Consider the following 24,235-nt stretch of genomic DNA (forward strand, 5'->3'; position numbering starts at 1 on the left):
CAGGTTGCAATCTGATACATGGCTCCCACCGGCGGCCCACTCCATCAATTAGGGACCGGACGGTTTCGGGTCGTTACACAAAGCACCGCTATTCGCCGGTATCGTCCAAACACCGGCGCACATCCGGACCACAGGCGAGACGATGTGAAAGTGGGTGACATGGAACAACGGCCCGCGTTCCACATTGTGTCAACCGCCTGGCTGCTGGCGGTGGCTCTGGTCATAGCCATCGTCACGCCTGCCGCCGCGCATGCCGACCCTCTCAGCGCCGACAGCGAAGCGCCCAACAGCCCCTCGTCGGTCGTTCTCACCTGGCCCGCGCTGGGTCTGCCCGGGGTCATCAACTTTGCCGACATCGACAACAAGCAGGACTTCAGAGTCCCGTTGCCGACGGGCATGACGGCGGCGCGACTGCGCGGACTCATCCAGCCGCAGGTGAACCTCGGCCCGGGTTACCTGGAGGTCGATGACGACCAGGGCACATTCCTGGGTGCGGTGGACCTCCCGCCGATGGCCTCTGGCGCAGTGCCGATCCCGTTCGACATCAACATTTCCGCGGCGCACGCGGTGGGGACGACGGTCGGCGTATCGGTGTCGGTGCGCCAGTTCAACGCGGGCGCACTGCTCTGCGGCCCTTCCCTGCAACTGCGACTCACCAACCTGGCCACCGAATTCACCGGTGCCGACCCCTCGCCGGCTACCGTCGCGACGTTCTTCCCGCCGGTGCTGCAACAGGTCACCATCTACGCGCCCACCGACGCCGACAAGGCCGAACAGCAGGCCGTGCTGACCATCACGGCGGCCCTGGCCCGGCTCTACCAGCCTCAGCAGCTCAGCATCACCGCCATGAGTCAGCCGCGCGGCGCGGCGCCGCCGCCTGCCGGGCCGTTGGCCCGCGCCGTCGTCGTCGAACGCGGCCCGGCCGGCCTGCAGGTCGCCAACCCGGGCGCACCGAATGCCTTCCTTCGGGTCTCCGGCCGTGACGATCAGCTCAGCGCGCAGGCGTCCTTGTTGGCCAACGGCGTGCAATCGCTGGTCCAGGTGCCCGCCGCCCGTGTCGATCAAGCGGGTTCGCGGAGCACCCACTCCGGCGACACGTTGACCTTCGACCAGCTGAACATGCAGGGCAAAGCCGATATCCTGGGCCGCGGCGGCCTGTCTGTCGGCGTCGATCTCGCTCAGCTGGGCGGCCGCGTCGACGACGTGAAGGTCCATCTGTTGGCCAACCACACCCCGGTTTCCAAGGACGACACCGCCACGGCCGTGGTGAGCGCCAACGGCCAGGCTGTCTATACCGCGGCCTTGGGGCCTAGCGGCCGAGTGGACGGCACCTTCACGCTGCCCGCGGCAGCGATCGTCCAGCGGATGAACCTGGACATCGCGATCACGTACGTTCCGCATCTGCCGTGCTCGCCGTACATCGCGCCGATCACCTTCCAGGTCGACCCCGCCTCGACGCTGACGGTGCGGCGCGGCGGACCCGCGCCCGGTGGCTTCGACGCTCTCCCATCGGAATTCAGCCCCAATTTCGTGGTCGCGTTGGACGGCACCAGCCCCAACCAGTTGAGCTTCGCAGCACGGGTGGTGGCCCGCATCGCGCAAGCGACCAGCGCAGCGTTGACCCCGCAGGTGGTCGATGTCGCCTCAGCGGCCGACTCCAAACTGGGCGCGCTGATCCTCGCGAACGCGGCGACGCTGAAGAAAACGTCGCTGAATCCGCCACTGGCCGGGGATGGTTCGGCGATCACCGTCGATCTGTCTTCCCAGCTTCGTGCCGACATCGGCCAGGGGCTCGGGTCGGTTCAGGCGTTTGCCGATACGCCGCGGGACCGCACGGTGCTGCTGATCACGACCACGGATTCGTGGGCGTTGGTGAACCCGCTGCTCGATTACATCGACAAGCTGCCGAATGGCTGGTCGCAGTTGACGGGGGATGTGCTGGCCGCGGGGGCGACCGGTACGCCGACCGACCTCACGATCCGCAAGGACGACAACGCCCTCGTCGCGCAGGCCCCGGTGAGCCACCTGAAACTGTGGATCGGCATCGGCGCCGCTCTTATCGTGGTGCTCATCGGTGCGGTCGGGTTGACCCTGCTCCGTCGCCGGCGGGCAGGAGCGAAGCGACCGGGGGAAACGGCGTAGCGGGCAGGAGCGAAGCGACCGGGGGAAACGGCGTAGCGGGCAGGAGCGAAGCGACCGGGGGAAAGCTAGCTGGCTCCGGGCATCGGGATCGGGCGAACGCCCGGGGTGCCGATTCGTCCTGCCAGCCAAGGCAGCGCTTCGGCGAATGCATCGGCCGCTCCGGCGAAGTCGTGCGACGCATGAGTGCTCACCACCGAGCACTCGATGCCGTAGCCGCCCACCAGAGAACACAGCGAATGCGCGATCACCGCATGGTCTTCGGAGTTGGTGTCCCAGTCCGGTGAGGCGTTGGGCGGCGGACCGGTGTGGTCGCCGCTGTGGTACTCGGGCGACGTATCCGTCGATACCGCGAACCACGCCGCCATCTGGTCATAACGACCGTGCTGAATGATCACCGACCGGGGGTCGAAGGCTTTCCACGCGTCGAGGTCGCCGTCGAACAGCCGCGCGATGGTCTGGTCGTGAGTTCCTGCGTTGGGCCCGAGCTGACCGTCGATATCGAGGATGGCACTGAACATCTCGGGATGTTGGACGGCGAGCATCAGTGCGCACGTGCCTCCCGATGACCAGCCTCCGATTCCCCAGTTCGTCGGTTTCGGACTCACGCCGAAGGTCGAGATCACATAGGGCACAACATCCTTGATGAGATGATCGGCAGCATTGCCGCGTGGCCCGTTGACGCATTCGGTGTCGTTGTTGAATTGTCCGCCGGCATCAGGGAAGACGACCACCGGAGCATTGCCGCCGTGCCGCGCGGTGAAATCGTCCAGTGTTTCAAGCGCGAAAGCAGAGCGCAGCCAGTCGTCGGGACGGCCGAACTCGCCGGCGAACATCATCACCGCCGGAAGCTGCGGCGGGGGGTTGGTCTTGAACCATGCCGGTGGCAGGTAGACGTACTCCTGCCGATGCGAAAAGCCGGAGTTGGTATCGGGTGTGGTCACTTTGACGACGACACCGTGGGTGGGGACGACCCCGTTGTGCTGCATGTCGGCCAGAGTCGACATGTCGATCCAGCGCGCAGGCTCGTTGCCGGTGGCACGGTCCCAGACGGATTGCACCGTGGGGAAGTAGGCCACCCAGCAGTTGACCGCCAAGGCCGCGCACAGCAGACAGATCGGAACGGAAACCAGAGCCGCAGTGCGGCGTGGCCATCCTGCGTTGCGCCATCCGGTGATCAAGACGACGACGGCCACCCCGGTGCCGACGATCCATATCCAGAAGATCACCGGGGGCGGATCCTGTGACCAGCCTTGGTCATTGATGAACCAGAAGACGAACGCCGCGATCGCCCCGCCGGTGAACAAGGCGACCGGCAGCCAGAGGCGAAGCCACCCGGTGGATCTCCTCCCGATCGCTGCGACCAAAAGCGCCCCGGCAATGATTTGGACGGCGATCAACAGCCAGCCATGCGTCAAGCTCACGATGCACGGCCTCCGCAGTCATTCGGTGCTGGAATGGAATTCACCCGTTGGCTCATCCAGTCGAGCGCCGCGGGCATGTCCAGCGGGTCGGGTGCGTCGTCGGGCAGGTGCCGGATGGTGATGACGTCACCCATCTTGCAGGCGCGGTCAAGCGCTGCCTCGGTCCATGCGGTCGGCATCAGTGGATCATGGTCGCCGTAGATGACCAGCATCGGAGCCTGAGTCGGCCCCTGGGGGAGGCTCGCCTTTTTCAGGTAGCCGCGGAGTGCGGCGAGTGCGGCCGCCGAGTGCGGCTTCAGGTCGTCGGGGGTGATCTGGCCGGCGATCGATGAGCGTTCCTCAAGGCCCGCCGGGTCGCAGGCCAGTAGCGCATCCCACTTCTGCGCGACAATCCCGCTGCGATAGTCGTCGACGTGGAAGTCGTCGGCATAGGAATTTTCCAGGCCGTTGAGAAATGCCTGCAGGCCGAGTTGTTGTGCTGGGTTCAGTGTGCCCGCCTGCGCCGCGTCGGCCAGGCCGTTGATATCGGCTACCGGGGAAATCGCGACCGCGCCAATCAATGTCAGGTTCCAGCCCTGGTTGGCTGCTAGTTCGTTGGCGGCCCAGGCTGCCTGTCCACCCTCGCCGATTCCGAGCGCAAGCCAGGATGTGGAGGCCTTACCGACCGCGCGGTCGATCAGATGGCCGGCCGCGCGTACCGAATCGATCATGTTGTAGCCGACGGTCGTCGAGTCGAGATAGGGGTGGTAAGCGTCTCGGCCCGGCCGGTCCCGAATCTTGTCGAGGCTGCCCAGTCCCTGGTAGTCCGACATCACCACGGCGTAGCCGGCCTGCAGCAGTTGTTGGACCACGGCCGCGGAATCCATCAGCGTCGGCGAGGTCGACGGCCCGCACCCGGGCAGAGAACCGGTTGCCGGATGGCCATACGCGACGATCCGCCACCCACCGTCAGGGGGGCTTCCCTTGGGGACCAACAAGATTCCCGTGACGTGCGTGGTGCTGTCGTTGACTCCCGAGCGTGAGTTGTAGGTGAACCGTTGCGCCCACCCGACGGCGGATTGGAGCGACGGATCGAGGTCTGTGGCCGAGTCGCTGGTGACGACATCGCCGTAGTTCTCCGGCGGCGCGCTCTCTGTGGTGGAGTGCGATGTGCGGCCAGCGCAGGCCGTACCGATGACACCGACGGTCATCAGGATGGACAGGGCCGCCAGTATTCGTCGCACGAACCAGATGGTAGTGGTCGCCGTCAGGGTTCCGTTGCGGGTTGCGCGCCGGTCCGTGGCGGCAACCGGCCTTTCTGCGGTCTGACGTGGGATAACACCCTGTCGCCTGGACCCTAGCGCGACGGCCGCGGATCGTTCGGGTCGTCGGGTTGGGGGTCGCCGAACCAGCGCGACGGCACGTGCTCGCGGTAGTCGTCGTGCCAGCTCCACCATTCGTACGGCTTGCTCTGGGGATAGCCTTGCGGCGAGTCTTCCCAGATCTCCTGGCGTCCCAGCGCGGTCATGTCGAGGAAATGCCATGTGTTGACGAAGATCTCGTCACCGCGGCTGTCGATGAAATAGGTGCGGTAGATCTGATCGCCGTTGCGGATGAAGGCATTGGTGCCGTGCCATTGGCTTACGCCGAAGTCGACGTCGAATGCGCTGTCGGGGCCGGGCAGCATGGTGTACCAGGGGATGTCCCAGCCCATTCTCGCTTTGATCCGGACGATGTCGGCCTGAACACCCCGGGAGGCGTAGACCAATGTGGTGTCGCGGGCGTTCAGGTGCGCCAGGTTGCCGATGTGATCGGCCATCAACGAACATCCGACACAGCCGTGGTCGGGCCAGCCGTGCACTCCTGGATCGAGGAACGCGCGGTACGCGATCAACTGGCGTCGGCCGCCGAACAGGTCGAGCAGACTCATCGTGCCGTCCGGGCCGTCGAACTCGTAGTCCTTGTCGACGGGCGTCCAGGGCATTCGCCGGCGCTTGGCGGCCAGCGCGTCCCGGGCTCGGGTCAGCTCCTTCTCCTTGGCGAGCAGCTGCTGGCGGGCAGCCTCCCACTCCGCGGGCGAGACGATGTCGGGGATGGTCACGGCGCTCCCTTCGAACATTAAACAAATGGATTGAATATTTGAGTGCCAGCGAACCACGGGGTGGGTCTATAGTCAACAAGATGGTTGAAGATCAGGTTTTGGACCGCGCCTATGCGGCACTGGCCGATCCGACCCGACGACACCTGATCGAGGCGCTGCGTCAGGGCGACGCCCGGATCACCGACCTCGCCGCCCCGCTGCCGATGACGTTCGCCGGAGTGTCGCGGCACATCGGCGTGCTGGAATCGGCCGGGCTCATCCGGCGCGATGTGCGGGGCCGCGAACACTGGGTGTCGCTGCGGCCGGAAGGCCTTGCCGCGGCGCAGGATTGGATCGACGAGCAGACGCGGTTCTGGTCGGCGCGCGCTGATGCTCTTGCCGCGCGACTACGCCGGAAGAAGGGGCACACTCGATGAGCGACACGGCGACCGTGGTCGTCGAGCGTGTCGTGCCCGCCCCGCCGGCGCTGGTCTTCGACGAGTGGCTGGATCCTGAAGCGCTCAAGGAGTGGATGTGTCCGCACCCGGTTCGCGTCATCGACGTCTCTGTCGACGCTCAGGCGGGGGGAACCGTACGTTTTGACGTCGACGACTCGGGCACCCGGGTGCTTATCAGCGGGCAGTTCCTGGTCATCGAGCGCCCCCGTCGGCTGCGGTTCACCTGGAGCAACTCCACGTGGAAAGACCCGACGCAGGCCAGCATTGTCACGGTGACTTTCGAACCGGTGGGCACCGACGAGACGTTGATGTCCATCGAGCATTCCCTTCTGCCGCCAACCGAATTCGAGTCTTTCCACACTGGCTGGATCGTCACCTTCGACCAACTCGCGGGGAAGCTGACCGGCTGACCGGTTCAGCAATCACACGGCAACTTCCAAGCTGATTGGCGTAAGTTCGGCAGCCGTGGTCCTGAGGTCATGGATGCTGGACGTCAGCGCGCTGGTCGTGATCGCACTCGCGAGTGTGGTCTATCTTCGCTGCTACCAGCACGTCAGGGGAACCGCTGCTGCCGGTCGCGGCCAGGTCTGGTGGTTCATGCTGGGAATTGCGGTCTGGGCGCTGGCGACGTTCAGCGCCGTCGGGGTGTATGCGCCCGTCCTGTTCTGGGTCCGCGCACTACAGGTCCTGTTGCTGTTGCTCGTCGCGCCGTTCCTGCTGGCGCTGGGCCGTCCGCTGGCGACGATATCCGCAGCGTCAGTCTCGGCCGGACGCGTGGTACAGATGGCGCTGGACAGCAAGCCCATTCGCGTGGCGTCCTCGCCGCTGGCAACGTCAATCGCCATGCTGGCCACTCCGTGGCTGCTGTACCTGACGCCCTGGTATGTCGCGTCCATGACCGGGCCGGTGGCGACGGTGACTCGGCTGCTGCTCGTGTTCGTCGGCTTCGGATACTTCTACGCCCGCCTGCAGGCCGACCCGGTGCCGCGCCGATTCTCACCGCTGGTGTCCATCGGGATCAGCGTTGTGGAGTCACTCGCCGACGGCGTGCTGGGCGTCGTGCTGTGGCTCGGTCCGCTCATCGCCTCCGATTACTATGCTGCGCTGCAGCGCAATTGGGGGCCGAGCATGCGGACCGACCAGTCCATCGGCGCGGGCATACTGTGGATCGCCGGCGATGTGCTGAGCATCCCGTTCGTCCTGGTGTTGATGCGTCAGCTCGGCTCGCACGAGCGCCGGCGTGCCGCGCAGGTGGATGCCGAGCTGGAAGAGGCCCCGCAGAGTCCCACGTCGACGTTGTGGTGGGAGAACGATCCGCAGCTGCGCGAGCGCTTCCGGACCTAGAACGTGCTGGTGGGCCGCACGTTGTTGGCCATGTCGACCAGTGCATAGCGGTGCGCCTGGCTGGTGGCCACGCGGGCCAGGCTGCGCAACGAGGCCTCGACACCCAGACGCAGGCCGTGTTCGGTGAACGGGAAGCCGAGGATGTGATTCGTGCTGGCGGTATTCTCGCTCATCCAGTCCATCGCCGTGCCCAGCACCAGTGCGCGGATCTGCAGCACCCGCGGTTCGGAATCGGGCAGCGCCTCCACCCGGTGCGCGGCGTCGCGGATCTGTTCCTCGCTGAGCTCGTGCGCCGACCGCCCGGACAACAGCGTCACCGCGCTCGTCAACCGCGCGGTGGTGAAATGCCTTGACGCGGCTGGAACTTCGTCGAGGGTGTTGACCGCCGCTTCGCGGTCACCCTCCACCGATTGCGCCCTGGCCAGGCCGAACGCCGCCGAAATCGAGTTGTTGTCGGTGTGCCATACCGTTCGGTAGAACGGCAGCTCGTCGGACGTTGCCGCCAGCTCGGCCGTGGCCGCCAACGCCAGCTTCGGCGCCAGCTCCCCCGGGAAGATGTCCAGTACTTCGGTGAAATGCTTTGTCGCCGAGTCATAGTCGCCGGTGAGTACCTCGGAGACCGCTTTGAACCAGATCAGTCGCCAGCGCCATCCCACCCGCTCGGACAGGTCGTCCAGCTTGCGGTTGGCCTTGGCGACGTCGCCGAGGTCGAGCAGTGCGCGCACCTCCATGAGCGGCAGCTCGACGGATTCGGTCAGGTCGACGCCCTCGGAGTCCAGCCCGCCGTGCCGAGCCGCCCGCAGCGAGTCCAGTGTCTGCACGGGCTGCGACAGCACGGTCGCGGACAGTACCGTCGCGGCGATATCGGTGGGATCCACCAGCGGAACGGGAAGTGCGGTAACGATTTCAGTTGCAGTCAGCTTCTCGGCATGGGCCAGGCCGTCCAGATAGACGTCGGTATGGGCCACCAATAATTCCACCCCGAACGCAGCGCGAGTGCGGGTGAACACATTCGACAAACCAGGCCGCGGCACGCCGGTGTCCTCGGCGACCACCTCGCGTAGCACACCGAGCAGCTGCGACGACATCTCCTCGGCGCTGGCGAACCGCCGGCGCGGGTCGGGGTCGATGGCGCGGCGCAGCAGCCGCGCGAACGAATCGTATTTCAACAGCACCGGATCGTCTTCGGGCAGCCCATCGACGTAGCGGCCCTTGCGGGTTCGCAGATCCAGCGTCAGTGCGGCCAGGGTGCGCCCGACGGTGTAGATGTCGCTGGCGACCGTCGGGCCGGTGCGCACGATCTCTGGTGCCTGATAGCCCGGCGTGCCGTACAGGTAGCCGAACGAGTTGATCCGCGACACAGCGCCGAGGTCGATCAGCTTGAGCTGCTCCTCGGTCACCATGACGTTCTCCGGCTTGAGGTCGTTGTAGCACAAGCCGATCGAATGCAGATAGCCCAGCGCGGGCAGGATCTCCAGCACGTAGGCGATCGCTTCGGAAACCGGAAGTTTGTCGCCCTTGGGCAGTTTGAGCGACTTTCCGCCGACGTACTCCATCACGATGTAACCGACCGGTTCACCGTGGGAGTCGGGATGCTCGACGAAGTTGAAAATCTTCACGATCGACGGGTGGACCACCTCGGCGAGGAACTGCCGTTCGGCCATCGCGATGGCCTGGGCCTCGGCGTCCCCGGAGTGCACCAGACCCTTGAGCACCACCGGCCGTTCGTTCACGTTGTGGTCGACCGCCAGGTACACCCAGCCCAGGCCGCCGTGCGCCAAACAACCCTTGATCTCGTATTGATCGGCCACCATGTCGCCGGGAACCAGCTGGGGCACGAAGGAATAGGCACTGCCACAATGCGGGCACCACCCCTCCGAGGCCGCCTCGCCGTCCTTGGAGGAGCGTCCCACCGGCCGTCCGCAGTTCCAGCAGAACCGCTTCGATTCGGAGACAACGGGATTGACCATCAGCGCTGTCAGTGGGTCGATCTCGGGAAAGCGGGGGATCTCCACCAGCCCGCCGCCCAGACGGCGGGTCGGCGAGAGCTTGCGGGCCACGGTGGGGTGGTGCATGGCCTCCGATTCGGTGCGTACGGTGCCGACCGAGTCGTCGTCGTCATCCTCGAAATTCGGCCGGTAGATCGCCTGCGTGGCCATCGGCCGCATCGTCGACATCGAGTCCACGATGAGATCGTCGAGACTTGCCGGCTGCGTTCCGACGTCGACGTCTGGCTGATCCGGAGTATCCATCAGTCCAGATACCTCGGCGTCGGGGGAGCGGGAGCGGGCCCCAGCACCGTCAACCACTTGCGGTACAACGTGTTCCATGTGCCGTCGCGGCGGATGCGCTCGAGTGTGCCGTTGACGAACCGCACCAAACCGGTGTTGGCCAGGTTGATGCCGATCCCATACGGCTCCTGAGCCATGTTCGGTCCGATGATGTGTAAGTAGGGATCCTGGGCCACCAGGCCGGCCAGGATGGAGTCGTCTGTGCTCACCGCGTCGACCTCACGCTGTTGCAACGCGACCAGGCAGTCGGCCCAGCTGACCACCGTCACGATGATCGGCGGCGGGGTGATCTCGCGGACCCGATCCAGCGATGTGGTGCCGCTGGCGACGCACACCCGACGCCCCGACAGGTCGGCGGCCTGCGAGATGGCCGACTCCCTCGGGGCCAGAATGCGTTGGTAGGCAGTGAAATACGCGGTCGAGAAGTTCACGTCCTTGCGGCGGTCGCAGGTGATCGTCATGGTTTTGACCACGATGTCGACGGTATTGTTCTGCAGGGCGGTGATCCGGTCGGCCGACGACAGGATGCGGTACTCGACGGCCGAGGGGGTGCCGAAGATGTCGCGGGCCACCTCGCCGGCGATGTCGACGTCGAAACCGGTGATCTCCCCGGTGATCGGATCGCGGAAGGAGAACAAGTTGCTGCCGACGTCCAGGCCGACAATGAGCCGGCCCCTGCCGCGAATGGCCGCCACCGCCGCGTCGGCCTCGGCCTTGGTGGGGAAGGGCCGCAGGCTGGCCGTGCGGTCGCAGTCGTTGTCGGTTGAGTCGGGCGGTTGCGGCGGCTCGGGGACGAGTTCGGTCATCCCGGCCGGTGTGGGCGGGGGCAACGTCGGTGCTGTCGGAGTGGTGGTGTACTCGGTTTTGCCGCAGCCGGCGAGCACGGTCGCTGCGGCGACCGCGATGCAGAGCAAGCGGCGTATGCGCATCGTCCGTCGTCTGTTCTTCGCGCAAGCGCCCATCGTCCGTGGTCTGTTCTTCGCGCAAGCGCCCATCGTCCGTGGTCTGTTCTTCGCGCAAGCGCTCATTACCGGTACTCGCTCAGTCTGGGCCACAACCCCAACGCCACCGCCAACGCCGCCCCGACGGAGAGCACGACGCCGCCGACCGTGGTCCCCGATAGCACCCGGCGGGCGGACAGGATGTCGTTGCGCAGCTGGTTGCGACTCTCCCGGATACCGCTGGACAGTGCATCGTCGAGTTTGTCGAACGCTGGAGTGGAGTCGTCCTCGCCAGTGCCAAGGGCCACCTGGGTGGCCGCCTGGTAGTTGCCGACCGAGATGTAGGCGTTGATTCGCTCGTCGGCCTGCCGCCACTTCGTCAGCAGCTGGTCAGCGTTCGCGAGGTCGCCCTTGGCGATGGCGTCGTTGCGCGACAGATAGTCGTTGAGTTGAGTGTGCATGGCTTCGACGCGTTGGTAGTAGGAGCGTTTGCGGACGTCTTCGTCGCCCCGCCGGATCAGCGACAGTGTCTCGTCGGCACGTGCCTGCTGCGCGGTGATAGCCAGGTTAGTCACTGTTTTGAGGGACTCGGCCGCGGTGTTCTTCGCCGCGCGGCTACCTGCGGTGGAGATGATGATCGCCGAACCCACCCAGATGATCATCACCACGATCGCCAGGCCTCCGGCGATCAGGCCGACGTTGACCCGGCGTTTGGTGCGGTCGGCCAGCCAGCGGTGCCCGAACACCCCGAACAGCAGGGTCGCGGCCACCACGATCAGCACCGGCGCCGGGATCCGGGTGGAGGCCGTGGTCTCGGTGTCGACGCGCGCGGAGGTGTCCTCGTACAGCTTCTGCGCGTCGGGCAGGATCTGCTGCTGCATCAGCGCGGAGGCCTCCGACAGGTACGAGGAACCCACCGGATTGCCCATCCGGTTGTTGGTCCGCGCCGTCTCGATGAGGCCGGTGTAGACGGCCAGCTCGGCATTGATCTTGCCGAGCAGCTGCACCAGGGGTTCGTCGGTGAGCCCGCTGGAGGCCCGGGTCACCGCGACAGCCGCATCGGTGATCGCCTGCTCGTAGCGCTGCCGCACGGCGCGGGGTTCGGAGCCGGCGATGAATGCGGTCGCCGCGGCCGCGTCGGCCACCGACAGTGTGGTGTAGAGCTGACCGGCGGCAAACGACAGCGGCTCGGTGTGGTTGAGCACTGTGGTCAGCTGGGTCTGCCGGTTGGTGATCGTCGTGGATGTCGCGAACGCGCTGAGGATTCCCAGGGTGGCCAGGATCAGCCCGAGGGTCAGGATGCGTCCCGGCGTGGTGCGCAGGAACCACCACCGGGGGTGAGCGGGCAGGGTCGGCGACCGTTGCCCCAATGGCTCGGTCGACGGGTGTGCCAGCTCAACGGTCACCTCTCGCGGACCTCACTCCCCTTTGCCCGGTGCCCCTTCGCGCTTCCTGAGACAATCCTAAGAGCTGTTGTGACGGATGGGGCGGGATCTACCGACCTACTCCGGCGTGGCGTGCTTATCCTGAACGCGTGCGCGGCGATGGCGACGGCTGGGTGGTGTCGGATACCGGCACGCCGTACTGGGGTCGGCACGGCGCCGCGGGCCTGTTGTTGCGGGCGCCGCGCCCCGACGGTACCCCTGCGGTGTTGCTTCAGCACCGCGCCCCGTGGAGTCACCAGGGTGGCACCTGGGCGCTGCCCGGCGGTGCGCGCGACAGCCATGAAACCCCCGAGCAGGCCGCGGTCCGCGAGGCCAACGAGGAGGCCGGGCTGACCGCGGAGCACGTGCGTGTCCGCGCGACGGTCGTGACGGCGGAGGTGGTCGGTGCCGGCGGAACGCATTGGAGCTACACGACAGTGGTTGCCGACGCCCCCGAATTGCTGACGACGGTGGCGAACCGGGAGAGCTCCGAACTGCGCTGGGTGGCCGAGGACGAAGTAGACGAGCTGCCGCTGCACCCCGGCTTCGCCGCCAGCTGGGAGCGGCTGCGCATCACCGCGATGCTCAACTCGCATGATCACGACGAATGCCGCCAGCCGGTGCCTCACACCGTCGAGATCCAATCCGGGGTATTCGCCTGGTGCACGTCACCGGCCGCCGAGGTCAGCTAGAACCAATCGTGTCGCTCCTGCCCGCGGTCAGTGCGGCACGCAGTCGCGTGGCTGCGGCCTGCGGGTCGTCGGCTCCGGTGATCGCACGCACCACCACGATGCGGTCGGCTCCCGCAGCGAGCACTTCAGGCAGGCGCTGCTCGTCGATCCCGCCGATTGCGAACCACGGCTTGTCGGTCTGCATGGCTGCCACCTCGCGCACCAGATCGAGGCCGGGCGCCGGCCGGCCCGGTTTCGTCGGCGTCGGCCAGCACGGGCCGACACAGAAGTAGTCGACGTCCTCGGTCAGCGCGCGGGCCGCTTCGGTTATCGCGTGGGTGGAGCGCCCGATCGCGGTGTGCGGGCCGACGATGTCGCGGGCCACCGGCAGCGGCAGATCGTCCTGGCCCAGGTGCAGCACGTCGGCGCCGGCGGCTCGGGCGATATCGGCGCGGTCGTTGACCGCCAGGAGCGCGCCGTGCCTACGGGCGGCGTCGGCCAGGACTTCGAGCGCGTCCAGCTCCTCGCGCGCCTCCAGAGGACCGAACTGTTGCTCGCCGGGCGACCCCTTGTCACGCAGCTGGATGAGGTCGACGCCGCCAGCCAGCGCCGCGTCGGCGAACTCGGCCAAATCGCCGCGCTCGCGGCGGGCATCGGTGCAGAGGTAGAGCCGTGCGGTCGCGAGCCTGGTGTGAGGTTCGTGCACACCGCGACGGTAGCGGCTAGCGTGGAGGGTTGGCACGGGAGCCCCGGGAGCGGGGCTGAGAGTGGAGCGTTACCCCTCCAGACCGTCACCACCTGATCCGGGTCATGCCGGCGAAGGAAGCGAAAGGGATATGTCGAAGGAATCTCTGGCCGTCATCGGGGGCGGCGTCATCGGTCTGGCAGTCGCACGCCGGGCCGCATTGGACGGGTTGTCGGTGCGGGTGCACCGGACCCGCCACTTAGGTGCGTCGTGGGTCGCCGGTGGGATGCTGGCCCCGCACAGCGAAGGCTGGCCGGGCGAGGAACGACTGCTGCAGCTGGGCCTGGAGTCGCTGCGGCTGTGGCACGGCGGTTTTCTCGACGGCCTGCCCGACGATGTGGTGACCGCACGCGAATCACTGGTGGTCGGCGTCGACCGAGCCGACGCCGCGGACCTGCGCACCGTCGCGGACTGGCTGTCGGCACAGGGCCACCCGGTGGCCGTGACGACCACCGCTCGCGATACCGAACCGCTTCTAGCCCAAGGTATTCGCCACGGTTTCATCGCCCCCGACGAGCTGGCAGTGGACAATCGCAAGCTGGTGGCCGCCCTGGAGGCGCACTGCGAACAGCTCGGGGTTCGGTGGGCGGCGCCGGTGGAGCAGCTCGACGACGCCCGCGACGGCGTCGACACCGTCGTCATCGCCAACGGGATCGACGCTCCGGCGCTCTGGCCCGGGCTTGCGGTCCGGCCCGTCAAGGGTGAGGTGCTGCGGTTGCGCTGGCGGCGCGGCTGTATGCCGCTGCCGCAGCGCGTGGTTCGGGCCAGGGTGCACGGCCGCTCGGTGTACCTGGTGCCCAGGGCTGACGGGGTCGTGATCGGCGCGACGCAGTACGAACACGGCCGGGACACCGCCCCTGCGGTGAGCGGCGTACGTGAGCTGCTCGACGACGCCTGCGAGGTGATGCCGGCTCTGGGGGAGTACGAGTTGGCCGAATGCGCTGCGGGGCTGCGGCCGATGACCCCGGACAACATGCCGATCGTCGGGCGGCTCGACGGGCGCACACTCGTGGCCACCGGACACGGCCGGTCGGGATTCCTGTTGGCGCCGTGGACCGCCGAGCACATCGCCGCCGAGTTGATGGGAGCACGGGCGTGAAGGTGATGGTCAACGACGAGGAACTGGAATTCGACGCCGACACCACGGTGTGGGGGTTGCTGGAGGCCCTCGGGTTTCCTGACCGCGGCATCGCAGTCGCCGTGAACTGGACGGTTTTGCCTCGCTCGCAATGGAATTCGGCGGTGCCGGAGGGTGCCCGAGTCGAGGTCGTGACGGCGGTGCAAGGTGGTTGAGCAGCTGACGATCGCGGGTCGCACGTTCGGCTCACGGCTGATCCTGGGTACCGGCGGCGCACCGAATCTGACGGTGCTGGAAGAGGCGCTGGTGGCGTCGGGTACCGAGATGACGACCGTGGCAATGCGCCGGGTGGATTCCGAGGGCGGCACCGGCGTGCTGGACTTGCTTGCCCGGCTGGAGATCACCCCGCTGCCCAACACCGCGGGTTGCCGGGGCGCGGCCGAAGCGGTGCTGACCGCGCAGCTGGCCCGCGAGGCGCTGGGCACCGACTGGGTCAAGCTCGAGGTGATTGCCGACGAGCGGACACTGCTGCCTGACGCCATTGAATTGGTGCGTGCGGCAGAACAATTGGTCGACGACGGGTTCGTGGTTCTGCCCTACACCAACGACGACCCGGTGCTGGCCCGCCGGCTCGAAGACACCGGCTGCGCGGCGGTGATGCCGTTGGGCTCACCGATCGGCACCGGGCTGGGAATCTCCAACCCGCACAACATCGAGATGATCGTCGGGGCCGCGGGTGTGCCGGTGATCCTGGATGCCGGGATCGGCACCGCGAGTGATGCCGCGCTGGCCATGGAGTTGGGTTGTGATGCAGTCCTTTTGGCGAGCGCAGTGACGCGCGCCGCGGATCCGCCGGCGATGGCTGCCGCGATGGCCGCCGCGGTGACGGCTGGTCTGCTGGCCCGGCATGCCGGGCGTATCCCCAAGCGGTTCTGGGCACAGGCGTCGAGCCCGAGCCTCGCATGAGCAGTCGGGCCATGAACGGAGAGAGCCCAGGAGGAGCGCAGCGTTATGTCGCGCTCGGCAGCTCGATGGCGGCAGGCCCGGGGATCAGGCCGCGGGCAGCGGGTTCGCCGTTGGCCGCGGGCCGGTCGGCCCGCAACTACCCACATCTGGCCGCCGAGCAGCTGGGCCTCGACTTGGTCGACGTCACCTACTCCGGGGCCACCACCGCTAATGTGCTGCGCGAACGGCAGCACAGCGCACCGCCGCAGATCTACGCCCTGAACGGCTCGGAGGACCTGGTCACCGTCACGATCGGCGGCAATGACGTCGGCTACGTCCCGCTGCTGTTCGCGGCGACGCTGCCGGCGGTGCTGCGCGCAGTCCCGGTGCTCGGCGATCGGCTGCGCGAACTGCAGAACCCTGCTGCCCGCGAGGAGGCGCTGAATCAGGTCGGCGCGTCACTGCGGGAAGTCGGCCAGGTGCTGCGCGAGCGGTCGCCGCGAGCGCGAATCATGTTCGTGGACTACCTGACCCTGTTGCCGCCGCACGGCACGTCGGCCCCGCCACTGCCCGACGATGTCGCCGACCTCGGCCGCTACGTCGCAAAGCGGCTGGCTCAGCAGACCTTCGAAGCGGCTCAGGCCACCGGCTGTGAGGTGGTCCACGCCGCCGAGGTCAGCCGCGATCACCACGCCTGGTCGGTTGACCCGTGGACAGTCGGCGCCGGCTCACTGCTGCCTTGGCGGCCGAAACCGTTTCACCCCAACGCCGCAGGCATGCGGGCGGTCGCCGACCTCATCGCGGCGCGGTTTCGTCAGCCGTAGGTATTGGCCGGCGGGCCGATCCGCACCACACTCGACACGTCCAGCGTGGGTATCGACGAAGTGCCTGAATAGGTTTGGCCGGGCGGCACCGTGCCCTCGACCCGAAGCCAGGTATTGTCCGGCAAAGAGGCTGCCTCCGATGCCGCCGGACCGGACAGGTGCAACCGGGCCAGCTGCGCGTCAGCGGCGCAACAGACGATGACGATCTTGGCCAGGTCGACCCGATCGCCGTCGCGCATGGTGAAACCGGTCGTGGTGACCTGCCTGCCGTCCAGGCCGCCGACCTTGCCGACCGCGACCCGCATCAGCACTTCGGGCAGCGACACCGTCGGCGCGGGTCCGCCGGGCAACGGCGGAAACGAGCGCGCGCCGGTGACGGTGGCGGGCGTGGCGGCCGTGGCGCTCAACGCCGGCGGCACCACGAAGATCAGCATCACCACCGGCACCACCAGCAGCCAGACGATGCCGTTGCGGTGAACATGGCCGGTGTGCTCGTGCTCCTGATCGGCACCGCCACTGCGGATGTCGCGCATGATCGACAGCAGTGCCAGCCCGATGAGCACGGCCGCCGATATGGACAGCCACGGCAGCATGGCCGGCTTGACGTAGCGGGTGTATGCCCCGGTGATCGACACCATCACCAGGGCGATCCCGACGATCAGCAGCAGCATGTTCTCGGTTTCGCGCTTCACAGCAGCACCAGGCCCACCGCGGTCGCCAGCACCGTGGCGACCACCAGCGTGACCGGGGCGAAGCGCAGCGCGAAACGTCGCCCGAACATACCTGCTTGCATGGCAACAAGTTTGACGTCAACCGCCGGACCGACCACCAGGAACACCAGCCGCGGCACCAGCGGCACCATGGTGAGGCTGGCCGCGACGAAGGCGTCGGCCTCCGAGCACAGCGCCAGCACGAACGCCAGCAGCGCCATGGTGACCACGCCGATCACCAGGTGACTGGCCACATGCTCGAACATCCACGGCGGCACCACAACTCGCAGTGTTGCCGCCGCCGCAGCGCCGATCACCAGATACGAGCCTGCCTGCAAGAAGTCGTGCCGGGCGGCCTCGGTGAACACCGTCCAGCGCGACTGGTCGTCGTCGCCGGAACGGGGCAGCCTGCGGGTCACCCAGCCGGGCCGGCCCCACCGGGACCACAAAACCCCCATCACCACCGCGGTGGCCAGCGACGCGACGCAACGCGCCGCCACCATCTGGGGTTGGCCGGGGAAGGCCACGGCGGTAGCGACCAGAACCACCGGATTGATCGCGGGTGCGCTGAGCATGAAGGTCAACGCCGCCGCACCCGCCGTCCCATCGCCGAACAGGCGTCGGGCCACCGGCACAGACCCGCACTCACAGCCGGGCAGCGCCGCACCGGCCACTCCGGCGACCAGCACTGCCGCCGGCGCCCGCTTGGGTAACAGCTGGGCCAGTCGCTCGGGAGAGACGAACGCCGCGATCAGCCCACTGATCACCACGCCGAGCACAAGGAACGGCACCGCCTGGAGAAACACCCCGGCGAACACCGTGCCTGCGGTCGAGAGCCGGGCGCTGCCGACAACCGCGTCGCGCATCCACGTGCCTACCAGTGCACACACCACTAGTCCCGCCACCAGAACCTCGGTCGAGGTCACCAGGCGGCGGCGCGGGGCGGTCACGGTCATCGAGCACATCGTGCCACCCGAACCTGGACACCGGCCGCGACGTCTACCCTGGGCGCGGTGAAGCACAGATACCTGCTTGCCACCAGGGTGATTGCCGCAATCCTTGCCGTGGCGGGATGCAGTCACCCGGCCAACTCCGCTCAGTCAGGTACCGCACACTCGCCCGCCGCCCAGTTCGCCGACGGGCTGCGCAAGCAGGTGACCACCGACGCCATGGTCGCCCACCTGCAGAAGCTTCAAGACATCGCCAACGCCAACAACGGCACCAGGGCCGTCGGCACACCGGGTTTCGACGCCAGCGTCGACCATGTGGCGGGCGTGCTGCGCGAGAAGGGTTTCGACGTGCAGACTCCGGAGTTCCAGGCCAAGGTCTTCCAGCCCGGGCACACCGATCTTCAGGTCGGCGGTGCCGGCGTGACCGCACGCGTCGTCGAGTTCAGTCTGCCCACCCCGCCGCAGGGGATCAGCGGGCCGCTGGTCGCCGCGCCCGCCGATGAGACACCCGGCTGCGCCCCGGCCGATTATGACGGCCTGCCGGTGAAGGGTGCAGTGGTGCTGGTGGACCGGGGCAGCTGCCCCTTCGCCGACAAGCAGACCATCGCTGCCACACTCGGCGCCGTCGCGCTCGTTATCGCCGACAACATCGACGAGCCGCAGATGGGTGCCACGCTGGGCGAGGCCACCGACTTCAGGCTCCCGGTGGTCGGCGTGACGAAGTCCGATGGGGCGCGGCTGCGGGCGAGCCTGGGCCCGGTCACGCTCAAGGTGGAAGCCGACACCAAATCCATTACCGCCCGCAACGTGATCGCCCAGACCAAGACCGGATCGGCCAGTGACGTCGTGATGGTCGGCGCCCACCTCGACAGCGTGCCGGAGGGGCCGGGTATCAACGACAACGGTTCAGGGGTGGCGGCGGTGCTGGAGACCGCCGTGCAACTCGGTCCCAATCCGGACGTGAAAAACGCTGTGCGGTTTGCCTTCTGGGGAGCCGAGGAACTCGGGACGGTAGGGTCGAAGAAGTACATCCAATCACTCGGCGTCGAACAGCTCAAAGACATTGCGCTGTACCTCAATTACGACATGATTGGCTCTCCCAACCCCGGCTATTTCACCTACGACGGTGACCAGTCCACGGCGCCGGGGCGAGGCGGCCGGATTCCGCGGGTGCCGGAAGGGTCGGCGGGTATCGAGCGGACACTGGTCGCCTATCTGCAATCAGCTGGAAAGACGGCCCAGGACACATCTTTCGACGGCCGGTCGGATTATGACGCCTTCACCCAGGCTGGGGTGCCCTCCGGTGGGCTTTTCTCCGGCGCTGAGGAGAACAAGACCGCCGATCAGCAGAAACTCTGGGGTGGCATGGCTGATGCTCCGTTCGATCCGAACTATCACAAGAGCACTGATACTCTCGACCACGTCGACAAATCCGCGCTGGGCATTCTTGGTGGGGGAGTCGTCTACTCGGTCGGCCTGTACGCCCAGGACATGGACGGCCGCAACGGTATTCCGCTGCGCGCCGACCGTACTCGCCACCTGATCACTTCGTCGTAAGAGCTGACTGGAAGTTGGCTAGGGCCGCGCGCCGCGCAGCACCCCGAGCGCGCGCATGCCGTGGTAGACGACCAGCGCGGCGATCGAGCCCAGCGCGATACCGGTGAACGTGAGATCGCCGATTTGCCAGGTGAAGTCGGCGATGCCGATGATCAGCGCGATGGCGGCGGTCATCTGGTTGATCGGCAGTCCGAAGTCCACGTGGTTGGTCAGCCAGATCCGCACACCGAGCACCCCGACCAGCCCGTAGAGCACGACGGTCGCCCCGCCGAGCACACCGGGTGGGATCGCCGAGATCGTTGCTCCGACCTTGGGGCACAACGCCAGAACGATGGCCGTCACGCCGGCCACCCAGTACGCAGCGGTGGAATAGACGCGGGTTGCGGCCATCACGCCGATGTTCTCGGCGTAGGTGGTGGTGGCCGAGCCGCCGCCAAAGCCCGCCAGCACGGTCGCGATACCGTCGGCGGCCAGCGCCCGGCCGGTCAGCGGATCGGTGTCCACGCCGGTCATCTGCCCCACTGACTTGACATGTCCGATGTTCTCGGCGACCAGTGCGATCACCGCGGGCAGAAATAGCGGCAGCACGGACAGATTCAGCGTTGGCGTCTGGAACCTGGGTAGGCCGATCCAGCCTGCCGCGGCGATGCCCGAGGTGTCCACCTCGCCGAGTGCCAGCGCGAGAAGATACCCAGCGGCGACCGCTACGAAGATCGCAAGCCGCCCGATCATGCCGCGGAAAAATGCCAGCACCACCACCAGCAGCACCAGCGTGACGATGCCGACGATCGGTCCCTTGACGAAGTTCGTCTTGGCGGCCGGTGCCAGGTTGAATCCGATCAGCGCGACGATGGCGCCGGTGACGACCGGGGGCAGCGCGATGTCGATCCAGCGGGTGCCGGCCAGGTGTACTGCGCCGCCGATGAGGATCAGCAGCACACCGACGGCGATCAGTCCGCCCAGCGCGCTGCCGGCGCCGTGCGAGGCGACCGCCGCAGTCACCGGGGCGATCACCGAGAAACTGGACCCCAGATAGCTCGGCAGCCGGTTGCCGGTGATCACCAGGAACAGCAGCGTGCCGATCCCGGAGAACAACAGCGTGGTGGCGGGCGGGAAGCCGGTGAGTACCGGAACCAGGAAGGTGGCGCCGAACATGGCCACCACGTGCTGGGCGCCGATCCCCAACGTCCGCGACCAGCTCAGCCGCTCGTGCGGGGCGACGACGAAGTTCTCGTCGGCGCGGCTTTCGACCGGCGTCCAGTGCATCGGAATCACGGACCTACCGTAACCGCCTGACCACGTAAGTGAGGGCTCCGAGCATGAGCAACGCCACCCCGAACACCACGGCCTGGGGCGGCAACGCGACGGCCAGTCCCACGCACCCGATCAGCCCGATCGTGGGGACCAGGTGGCGCCCCAACGTCCAGGCCGAGGCATTGGCGACCGCGTAATACACCAGGATCGCGAACGACGAAAACCCAATCACCCCACGGAGATCGGCCACCGCAGCCAGCGCTGCGACCACCACTCCGACCGCGACTTCGGCGCGGTGCGGCACACCGAAGCGCGGATGCACGAGGGCCAACCCAGCCGGTAGGTGGTGATCTCGCGCCATCGCCAACGTGGTCCGCGACACCCCCAGAATCAGCGACAGCAGTGAGCCCAGGGCCGCCACTGTCGCTCCGACGCGGACGACCGGCTCAAGGCCACCGGCCCCGGCGGCCCGCACCGCTTCAGCCAACGGCGCTGCCGCCGTTGCCAATCGGTCCGGGCCCAGTATTGCAAGCACCGAGACGGCAACGGCCGCGTAGACGACGAGGGCAAGACCGAGCGCAACGGGGATCGCCCGCGGGATGGTCCGGGATGGGTCGCGCACCTCCTCGCCGAGCGTGGCGATCCGTGCGTAGCCGGCGAACGCAAAGAACAGCAGCCCGGCCGCCTGCAGAACCCCGAGCGCTGTGCCGCCGGACAGCTGCAGGTAGGCGGCGTCTACCCGCCCAGAGCGCGCCACGACCACCACGACGGCGGCGAGCACTGCCAGCACGACGGCGACGATGGCGCGGGTCAGCAGCGCCGACTTCTGGATACCGCGATAGTTGACGGCGGTCAACGCTGCGACCGCGGCCACCGCAATGGCGTGCGCGTATGCCGGCCACACATAGAACCCGACCGTCAGCGCCATGGCGGCACAGGATGCCGACTTGCCGACCACGAAACTCCAGCCGGCCAGATAGCCCCAGAAATCGCCCAGGCGCTCCCGGCCGTAGACGTATGTGCCGCCCGATTGCGGATAGCGGGCGGCCAGCCACGCCGAGGACATGGCGTTGCAATAGGCGACCACACCGGCGATCGCCAGGCCGACCAGTAACCACGACCCTGCGGCTGCGGCCGCGGGGGTCAGTGCGACGAAGATCCCCGCACCGATCATCGAGCCCAGTCCGATGATCACCGCATCGGTGAGGCCGAGGCGTCGCTGCAGGTTACTCACGGCCGGGATGGTAAGCCCCGAAAGTGAAATGCGGACCGGCGTGGGCATGGTCGCCCGCACTCACGCCGGTCCGGCACGGTTCCCCGACCCATATTTCGCGTGGCATCCTCACAATCAACGACTACGCGTCGCCGTGCTCGATCAATGTAAGGGCAAAATCTGACGGCATCGTAAAACTTGTCGGATTTGTGACCTTGCGGGTGGAGGACAATGAGTGCATGTGTGCGCACACATCTCCCTTGATGCCCTGGTCAGGAGCACTGGCTGTCGACGATGGCGCCCTGTGCTATCTCGGGTCACTGGCGTATGCGTGCGGTCACCACCACGTGGCTACCCAACTGATTCGGGCCTGGTCAGGCTCGTTCGAACTCACTGACGCGCAGGGTCGGCAATGTGTTGGCACCGCGGCGATCATTCCCTCCGGCTGCCACCATTCCATTCGCATAGTCGAACCGTGTTCGGGCTTCTTGTTGTTCGTTGATCCGCGAACCGTTGTCGGCAAGCAGCTCAGCACGATGGCCGACGGCACCGACGACGTCCGGAGGTGGTTTGCGGCGGGCGAAGTGCTCCAGAACTGGACCCAGGCTGAATTTCCTTTTCCAGCAGAGCTTCTCGCGAAACTGAAGGGAAGTCTTTCGGCTGCAACGGAACTGGGGCATGACAACTTGCACCGGAGTTTACATGCGGCGGTGGAGTTGATATCGCAGCGGCTGCCGGAACCGGTGACGCTCGGGGAGATCGCCACCGGAGTCGCCTTGTCACCAAGTCGGCTCAGCCGTCTCTTCCGCGATCAGTTGGGGCAATCGTTCCCCGCCTATGTGCGGTGGACGCGGCTCAGATTGGCGATCGACGCGCTACGAGTGGGCGCCTCACTGACCGACGCCGCCCATGCGGCGGGATTCACCGATAGCGCGCACGCCAATCGGGTGTGCCACGAGATGTTCGGCCTGTCACCCACTCAGGCCAGCGGGCAGCTCGTCTGGGCGTGAACATGATCGATCCATACAAGCGCCGCGGTGCCGTCGTGAGCAACGGTAGTTGCCATGACGACGCTTGTTCGATGGGGCTATGTGCCCTTCATGCTGATCGGAATCAATAGTGCCGCTGCATACTTGGGGGCCGTCCGCGCCTCTGAACTGTGGGCAGTGGCACTCATCGTGACTGCCGTCGCGTGCTCATTCGCCGCTGAGCGACTATTGCCCTACCGTCGACAGTGGAACTCTCCGCTCGACGACGCCGGGCGGGATTCGGCCCACGCCGTCGTCAACGAAGCGTTCATTCTGGCCAGCGTCGCGGTCATCCCGGTGTTGGCCGCGATCATGCCGTCGCGCTCGTTGTGGCCGGCCGGCTGGCCGTTCGTCGCGCAATTGTTGTTCGCGATTCTGATCGCGGACTTCGGAATCACCACGGTCCATTTGGCCAGCCACCGGATCGGCTGGCTGTGGCGGTTTCACGCGGTGCACCACAGCATCAGGCGGTTCTACGGGCTCAACGGGCTGATGAAGCATCCCGTGCATCAGGCCGTCGAAATGGCCGCGGGGGTGCTGCCCCTGATCCTGCTGGGGCTCCCGGTCCACGTCGCGTCGGCGCTCTCGGTCTGTGTGGCGGTACAGCTGCTGCTTCAACACGCCAACGTCGACTACCGCGTCGGACCGTTGCGGTCCGTGCTCGCCCTCAACGAAGGCCACCGATTCCACCACCTGAAATGGGCCGGCGTGGGGGATGTGAACTTCGGCTTATTCACCCTGATCTGGGATCACCTTTACCGCACGTACGCCTTCGACCCGCAACGCCGGTTCAGCACAGACGACCTTGGGATGGCTGCCAAGCCGGACTATCCCGAGGCCTACCTACGGCAGCTGGCGGAACCGTTCCGGGCCAGCGGTGCCTGTCAGTTCAGGCAGCCCGAGATCCCTTCGCGGATCAGCGATTACGGGCGACGTTGAGGCCCAGGTATGCGCCGTAGGCCAGCAATCCGGCCAAGGCGAACTTGCGAGACTTGGGCGCCACCAACGCCAGCCCGATCGCGGTCTCGATGCCACCGTCGATGTAGGTGTGCTGCCGGGTGTTCTCCGGGAACGCCGACTTGGTGGCCGATTCGAACAGCTCGGGGCGCACGAAGTGCGACAGACCCGTGACGGCCACGACGACCCCGGTCAACTTGATCAACGGCTCTGCAGACATCGA

The 24,235-nt window shown here is 67.0% G+C and carries 24 protein-coding genes and 1 riboswitch; of the genes, 12 read left to right on the forward strand and 12 right to left on the reverse strand.

Going from position 1 to position 24,235, the window contains the following annotated elements; genetic code table 11:
• The first annotated feature begins 159 nt into the window (after positions 1-159).
• Positions 160-2,142, forward strand: a complete 1,983-nt coding sequence (locus CG716_RS14815; RefSeq protein ID WP_094480827.1) for a hypothetical protein — start codon at positions 160-162, stop codon at positions 2,140-2,142.
• 65 nt (positions 2,143-2,207) lie between these two features.
• Here the strand turns inward: CG716_RS14815 and CG716_RS14820 are convergent, their stop codons facing one another.
• The 3 genes from CG716_RS14820 to CG716_RS14830 form a co-directional block, all read right to left on the reverse strand.
• Entirely contained in the window at positions 2,208-3,563 is a 1,356-nt protein-coding gene (locus CG716_RS14820) for an alpha/beta hydrolase-fold protein (RefSeq protein ID WP_234817857.1), read from the reverse strand.
• Positions 3,560-4,786 (reverse strand): lipase family protein, encoded by a 1,227-nt coding sequence (locus CG716_RS14825; protein WP_165774155.1) that lies wholly within the window; start codon positions 4,784-4,786, stop codon positions 3,560-3,562. Before CG716_RS14825 ends, CG716_RS14820 begins: the two co-directional genes overlap by 4 nt.
• 113 nt (positions 4,787-4,899) lie before the next feature.
• On the reverse strand, positions 4,900-5,643 hold the full coding sequence (locus CG716_RS14830; RefSeq protein WP_094480990.1) for a DUF899 domain-containing protein: 744 nt from the start codon (positions 5,641-5,643) through the stop codon (positions 4,900-4,902).
• Between the two features lie 80 nt (positions 5,644-5,723).
• On the opposite strand from CG716_RS14830, the gene CG716_RS14835 reads away from it, so the two are divergent.
• The 3 genes from CG716_RS14835 (at position 5,724) to CG716_RS14845 (ending at position 7,424) form a co-directional block, all read left to right on the forward strand.
• Positions 5,724-6,059 carry an ArsR/SmtB family transcription factor gene (locus tag CG716_RS14835; protein WP_094480833.1) on the forward strand — a complete coding sequence of 112 codons (336 nt, stop codon included), beginning with the start codon at positions 5,724-5,726 and terminating at the stop codon, positions 6,057-6,059.
• Positions 6,056-6,490, forward strand: a complete 435-nt coding sequence (locus CG716_RS14840; protein ID WP_094480835.1) for an SRPBCC family protein — start codon at positions 6,056-6,058, stop codon at positions 6,488-6,490. The genes CG716_RS14835 and CG716_RS14840 overlap by 4 nt, the downstream gene beginning before the upstream one ends.
• Positions 6,491-6,563: 73 nt before the next feature.
• The gene (locus tag CG716_RS14845) at positions 6,564-7,424 is read left to right on the forward strand and encodes a cytochrome c oxidase assembly protein (protein WP_094480837.1); all 861 of its coding nucleotides are present in this window, start codon (positions 6,564-6,566) and stop codon (positions 7,422-7,424) included.
• Here CG716_RS14845 and CG716_RS14850 read toward each other — a convergent pair.
• The 3 genes from CG716_RS14850 to glnX form a co-directional block, all read right to left on the reverse strand.
• Positions 7,421-9,676 carry a serine/threonine-protein kinase PknG gene (locus tag CG716_RS14850; RefSeq protein ID WP_094480839.1) on the reverse strand — a complete coding sequence of 752 codons (2,256 nt, stop codon included), beginning with the start codon at positions 9,674-9,676 and terminating at the stop codon, positions 7,421-7,423. The genes CG716_RS14845 and CG716_RS14850 overlap by 4 nt on opposite strands.
• On the reverse strand, positions 9,676-10,644 hold the full coding sequence (locus tag CG716_RS14855; RefSeq protein WP_094480841.1) for a glutamate ABC transporter substrate-binding protein: 969 nt from the start codon (positions 10,642-10,644) through the stop codon (positions 9,676-9,678). The genes CG716_RS14850 and CG716_RS14855 overlap by 1 nt, the downstream gene beginning before the upstream one ends.
• Before the next feature lie 98 nt (positions 10,645-10,742).
• Positions 10,743-12,062: a protein kinase G-activating protein GlnX gene (gene glnX / locus CG716_RS14860; RefSeq protein WP_094480843.1), complete on the reverse strand. Its 1,320-nt coding sequence runs from the start codon at positions 12,060-12,062 to the stop codon at positions 10,743-10,745.
• A 128-nt stretch (positions 12,063-12,190) separates the two neighbouring features.
• Between glnX and CG716_RS14865 the strand changes: the two genes are divergently transcribed.
• Positions 12,191-12,772, forward strand: a complete 582-nt coding sequence (locus CG716_RS14865; protein WP_165774156.1) for an NUDIX hydrolase — start codon at positions 12,191-12,193, stop codon at positions 12,770-12,772.
• On the opposite strand, the gene thiE is transcribed toward CG716_RS14865, so the two are convergent.
• On the reverse strand, positions 12,765-13,457 hold the full coding sequence (thiE, locus tag CG716_RS14870) for a thiamine phosphate synthase (protein WP_094480847.1): 693 nt from the start codon (positions 13,455-13,457) through the stop codon (positions 12,765-12,767). The genes CG716_RS14865 and thiE overlap by 8 nt on opposite strands.
• A gap of 24 nt (positions 13,458-13,481) precedes the next feature.
• Positions 13,482-13,593, forward strand: a riboswitch (TPP riboswitch).
• Here thiE and thiO point away from each other — a divergent pair.
• The 4 genes from thiO to CG716_RS14890 all read left to right on the forward strand — a co-directional run bounded on the left by thiO (position 13,588) and on the right by CG716_RS14890 (position 16,343).
• The gene (gene thiO, locus CG716_RS14875; RefSeq protein ID WP_094480849.1) at positions 13,588-14,595 is read left to right on the forward strand and encodes a glycine oxidase ThiO; all 1,008 of its coding nucleotides are present in this window, start codon (positions 13,588-13,590) and stop codon (positions 14,593-14,595) included. Its footprint overlaps the riboswitch before it by 6 nt.
• The gene (gene thiS / locus CG716_RS14880) at positions 14,592-14,789 is read left to right on the forward strand and encodes a sulfur carrier protein ThiS (protein ID WP_094480851.1); all 198 of its coding nucleotides are present in this window, start codon (positions 14,592-14,594) and stop codon (positions 14,787-14,789) included. The genes thiO and thiS overlap by 4 nt, the downstream gene beginning before the upstream one ends.
• On the forward strand, positions 14,782-15,540 hold the full coding sequence (gene thiG, locus CG716_RS14885; RefSeq protein ID WP_094480853.1) for a thiazole synthase: 759 nt from the start codon (positions 14,782-14,784) through the stop codon (positions 15,538-15,540). The genes thiS and thiG overlap by 8 nt, the downstream gene beginning before the upstream one ends.
• Positions 15,541-15,551: 11 nt before the next feature.
• Positions 15,552-16,343, forward strand: coding sequence for an SGNH/GDSL hydrolase family protein (locus tag CG716_RS14890; protein ID WP_094480855.1), 792 nt, complete (start codon positions 15,552-15,554; stop codon positions 16,341-16,343).
• On the opposite strand, the gene CG716_RS14895 is transcribed toward CG716_RS14890, so the two are convergent.
• Complete coding sequence (locus CG716_RS14895; RefSeq protein ID WP_094480857.1) at positions 16,334-17,035, reverse strand: TIGR03943 family putative permease subunit; 702 nt, start codon at positions 17,033-17,035, stop codon at positions 16,334-16,336. The genes CG716_RS14890 and CG716_RS14895 overlap by 10 nt on opposite strands.
• Positions 17,032-18,009 (reverse strand): permease, encoded by a 978-nt coding sequence (locus CG716_RS14900; RefSeq protein ID WP_094480859.1) that lies wholly within the window; start codon positions 18,007-18,009, stop codon positions 17,032-17,034. Before CG716_RS14900 ends, CG716_RS14895 begins: the two co-directional genes overlap by 4 nt.
• 108 nt (positions 18,010-18,117) lie before the next feature.
• Here CG716_RS14900 and CG716_RS14905 point away from each other — a divergent pair, with 108 nt between their 5' ends.
• Positions 18,118-19,560 (forward strand): M28 family metallopeptidase, encoded by a 1,443-nt coding sequence (locus CG716_RS14905; protein WP_234817861.1) that lies wholly within the window; start codon positions 18,118-18,120, stop codon positions 19,558-19,560.
• Between the two features lie 18 nt (positions 19,561-19,578).
• On the opposite strand, the gene CG716_RS14910 is transcribed toward CG716_RS14905, so the two are convergent.
• Positions 19,579-20,826, reverse strand: coding sequence for a uracil-xanthine permease family protein (locus CG716_RS14910; RefSeq protein ID WP_165774162.1), 1,248 nt, complete (start codon positions 20,824-20,826; stop codon positions 19,579-19,581).
• A 13-nt stretch (positions 20,827-20,839) separates the two neighbouring features.
• Positions 20,840-22,096 carry an APC family permease gene (locus CG716_RS14915; protein ID WP_094480863.1) on the reverse strand — a complete coding sequence of 419 codons (1,257 nt, stop codon included), beginning with the start codon at positions 22,094-22,096 and terminating at the stop codon, positions 20,840-20,842.
• 278 nt (positions 22,097-22,374) lie between these two features.
• Between CG716_RS14915 and CG716_RS14920 the strand changes: the two genes are divergently transcribed.
• Both CG716_RS14920 and CG716_RS14925 read left to right on the forward strand, forming a co-directional pair.
• Positions 22,375-23,037, forward strand: a complete 663-nt coding sequence (locus tag CG716_RS14920; protein ID WP_234817858.1) for a helix-turn-helix domain-containing protein — start codon at positions 22,375-22,377, stop codon at positions 23,035-23,037.
• A 54-nt stretch (positions 23,038-23,091) separates the two neighbouring features.
• Positions 23,092-23,994: a sterol desaturase family protein gene (locus CG716_RS14925; protein ID WP_094480867.1), complete on the forward strand. Its 903-nt coding sequence runs from the start codon at positions 23,092-23,094 to the stop codon at positions 23,992-23,994.
• Here the strand turns inward: CG716_RS14925 and CG716_RS14930 are convergent.
• Positions 23,972-24,232 (reverse strand): DoxX-related protein, encoded by a 261-nt coding sequence (locus CG716_RS14930; protein WP_094480869.1) that lies wholly within the window; start codon positions 24,230-24,232, stop codon positions 23,972-23,974. The genes CG716_RS14925 and CG716_RS14930 overlap by 23 nt on opposite strands.
• Positions 24,233-24,235: the final 3 nt, after the last annotated feature.

The organism is Mycolicibacterium sphagni, from assembly GCF_002250655.1.
GTDB classification, from domain to species: Bacteria; Actinomycetota; Actinomycetes; order Mycobacteriales; family Mycobacteriaceae; genus Mycobacterium; species Mycobacterium sphagni.

Excerpts from the sequence above, each read along its gene's own strand:
- thiO (WP_094480849.1), top strand. The coding sequence starts at position 13,588 with ATGTCGAAGGAATCTCTGGCCGTCATCGGGGGCGGCGTCATCGGTCTG.
- CG716_RS14910 (WP_165774162.1), bottom strand. The coding sequence starts at position 20,826 with ATGCACTGGACGCCGGTCGAAAGCCGCGCCGACGAGAACTTCGTCGTC.
- CG716_RS14915 (WP_094480863.1), bottom strand. The coding sequence starts at position 22,096 with ATGCCCACGCCGGTCCGCATTTCACTTTCGGGGCTTACCATCCCGGCC.
- CG716_RS14890 (WP_094480855.1), top strand. The coding sequence starts at position 15,552 with ATGAACGGAGAGAGCCCAGGAGGAGCGCAGCGTTATGTCGCGCTCGGC.
- CG716_RS14835 (WP_094480833.1), top strand. The coding sequence starts at position 5,724 with ATGGTTGAAGATCAGGTTTTGGACCGCGCCTATGCGGCACTGGCCGAT.
- CG716_RS14850 (WP_094480839.1), bottom strand. The coding sequence starts at position 9,676 with ATGGATACTCCGGATCAGCCAGACGTCGACGTCGGAACGCAGCCGGCA.
- CG716_RS14845 (WP_094480837.1), top strand. The coding sequence starts at position 6,564 with ATGCTGGACGTCAGCGCGCTGGTCGTGATCGCACTCGCGAGTGTGGTC.
- CG716_RS14815 (WP_094480827.1), top strand. The coding sequence starts at position 160 with ATGGAACAACGGCCCGCGTTCCACATTGTGTCAACCGCCTGGCTGCTG.
- CG716_RS14900 (WP_094480859.1), bottom strand. The coding sequence starts at position 18,009 with ATGACCGTGACCGCCCCGCGCCGCCGCCTGGTGACCTCGACCGAGGTT.
- CG716_RS14855 (WP_094480841.1), bottom strand. The coding sequence starts at position 10,644 with ATGCGCATACGCCGCTTGCTCTGCATCGCGGTCGCCGCAGCGACCGTG.
- CG716_RS14930 (WP_094480869.1), bottom strand. The coding sequence starts at position 24,232 with ATGTCTGCAGAGCCGTTGATCAAGTTGACCGGGGTCGTCGTGGCCGTC.
- CG716_RS14925 (WP_094480867.1), top strand. The coding sequence starts at position 23,092 with ATGACGACGCTTGTTCGATGGGGCTATGTGCCCTTCATGCTGATCGGA.
- CG716_RS14840 (WP_094480835.1), top strand. The coding sequence starts at position 6,056 with ATGAGCGACACGGCGACCGTGGTCGTCGAGCGTGTCGTGCCCGCCCCG.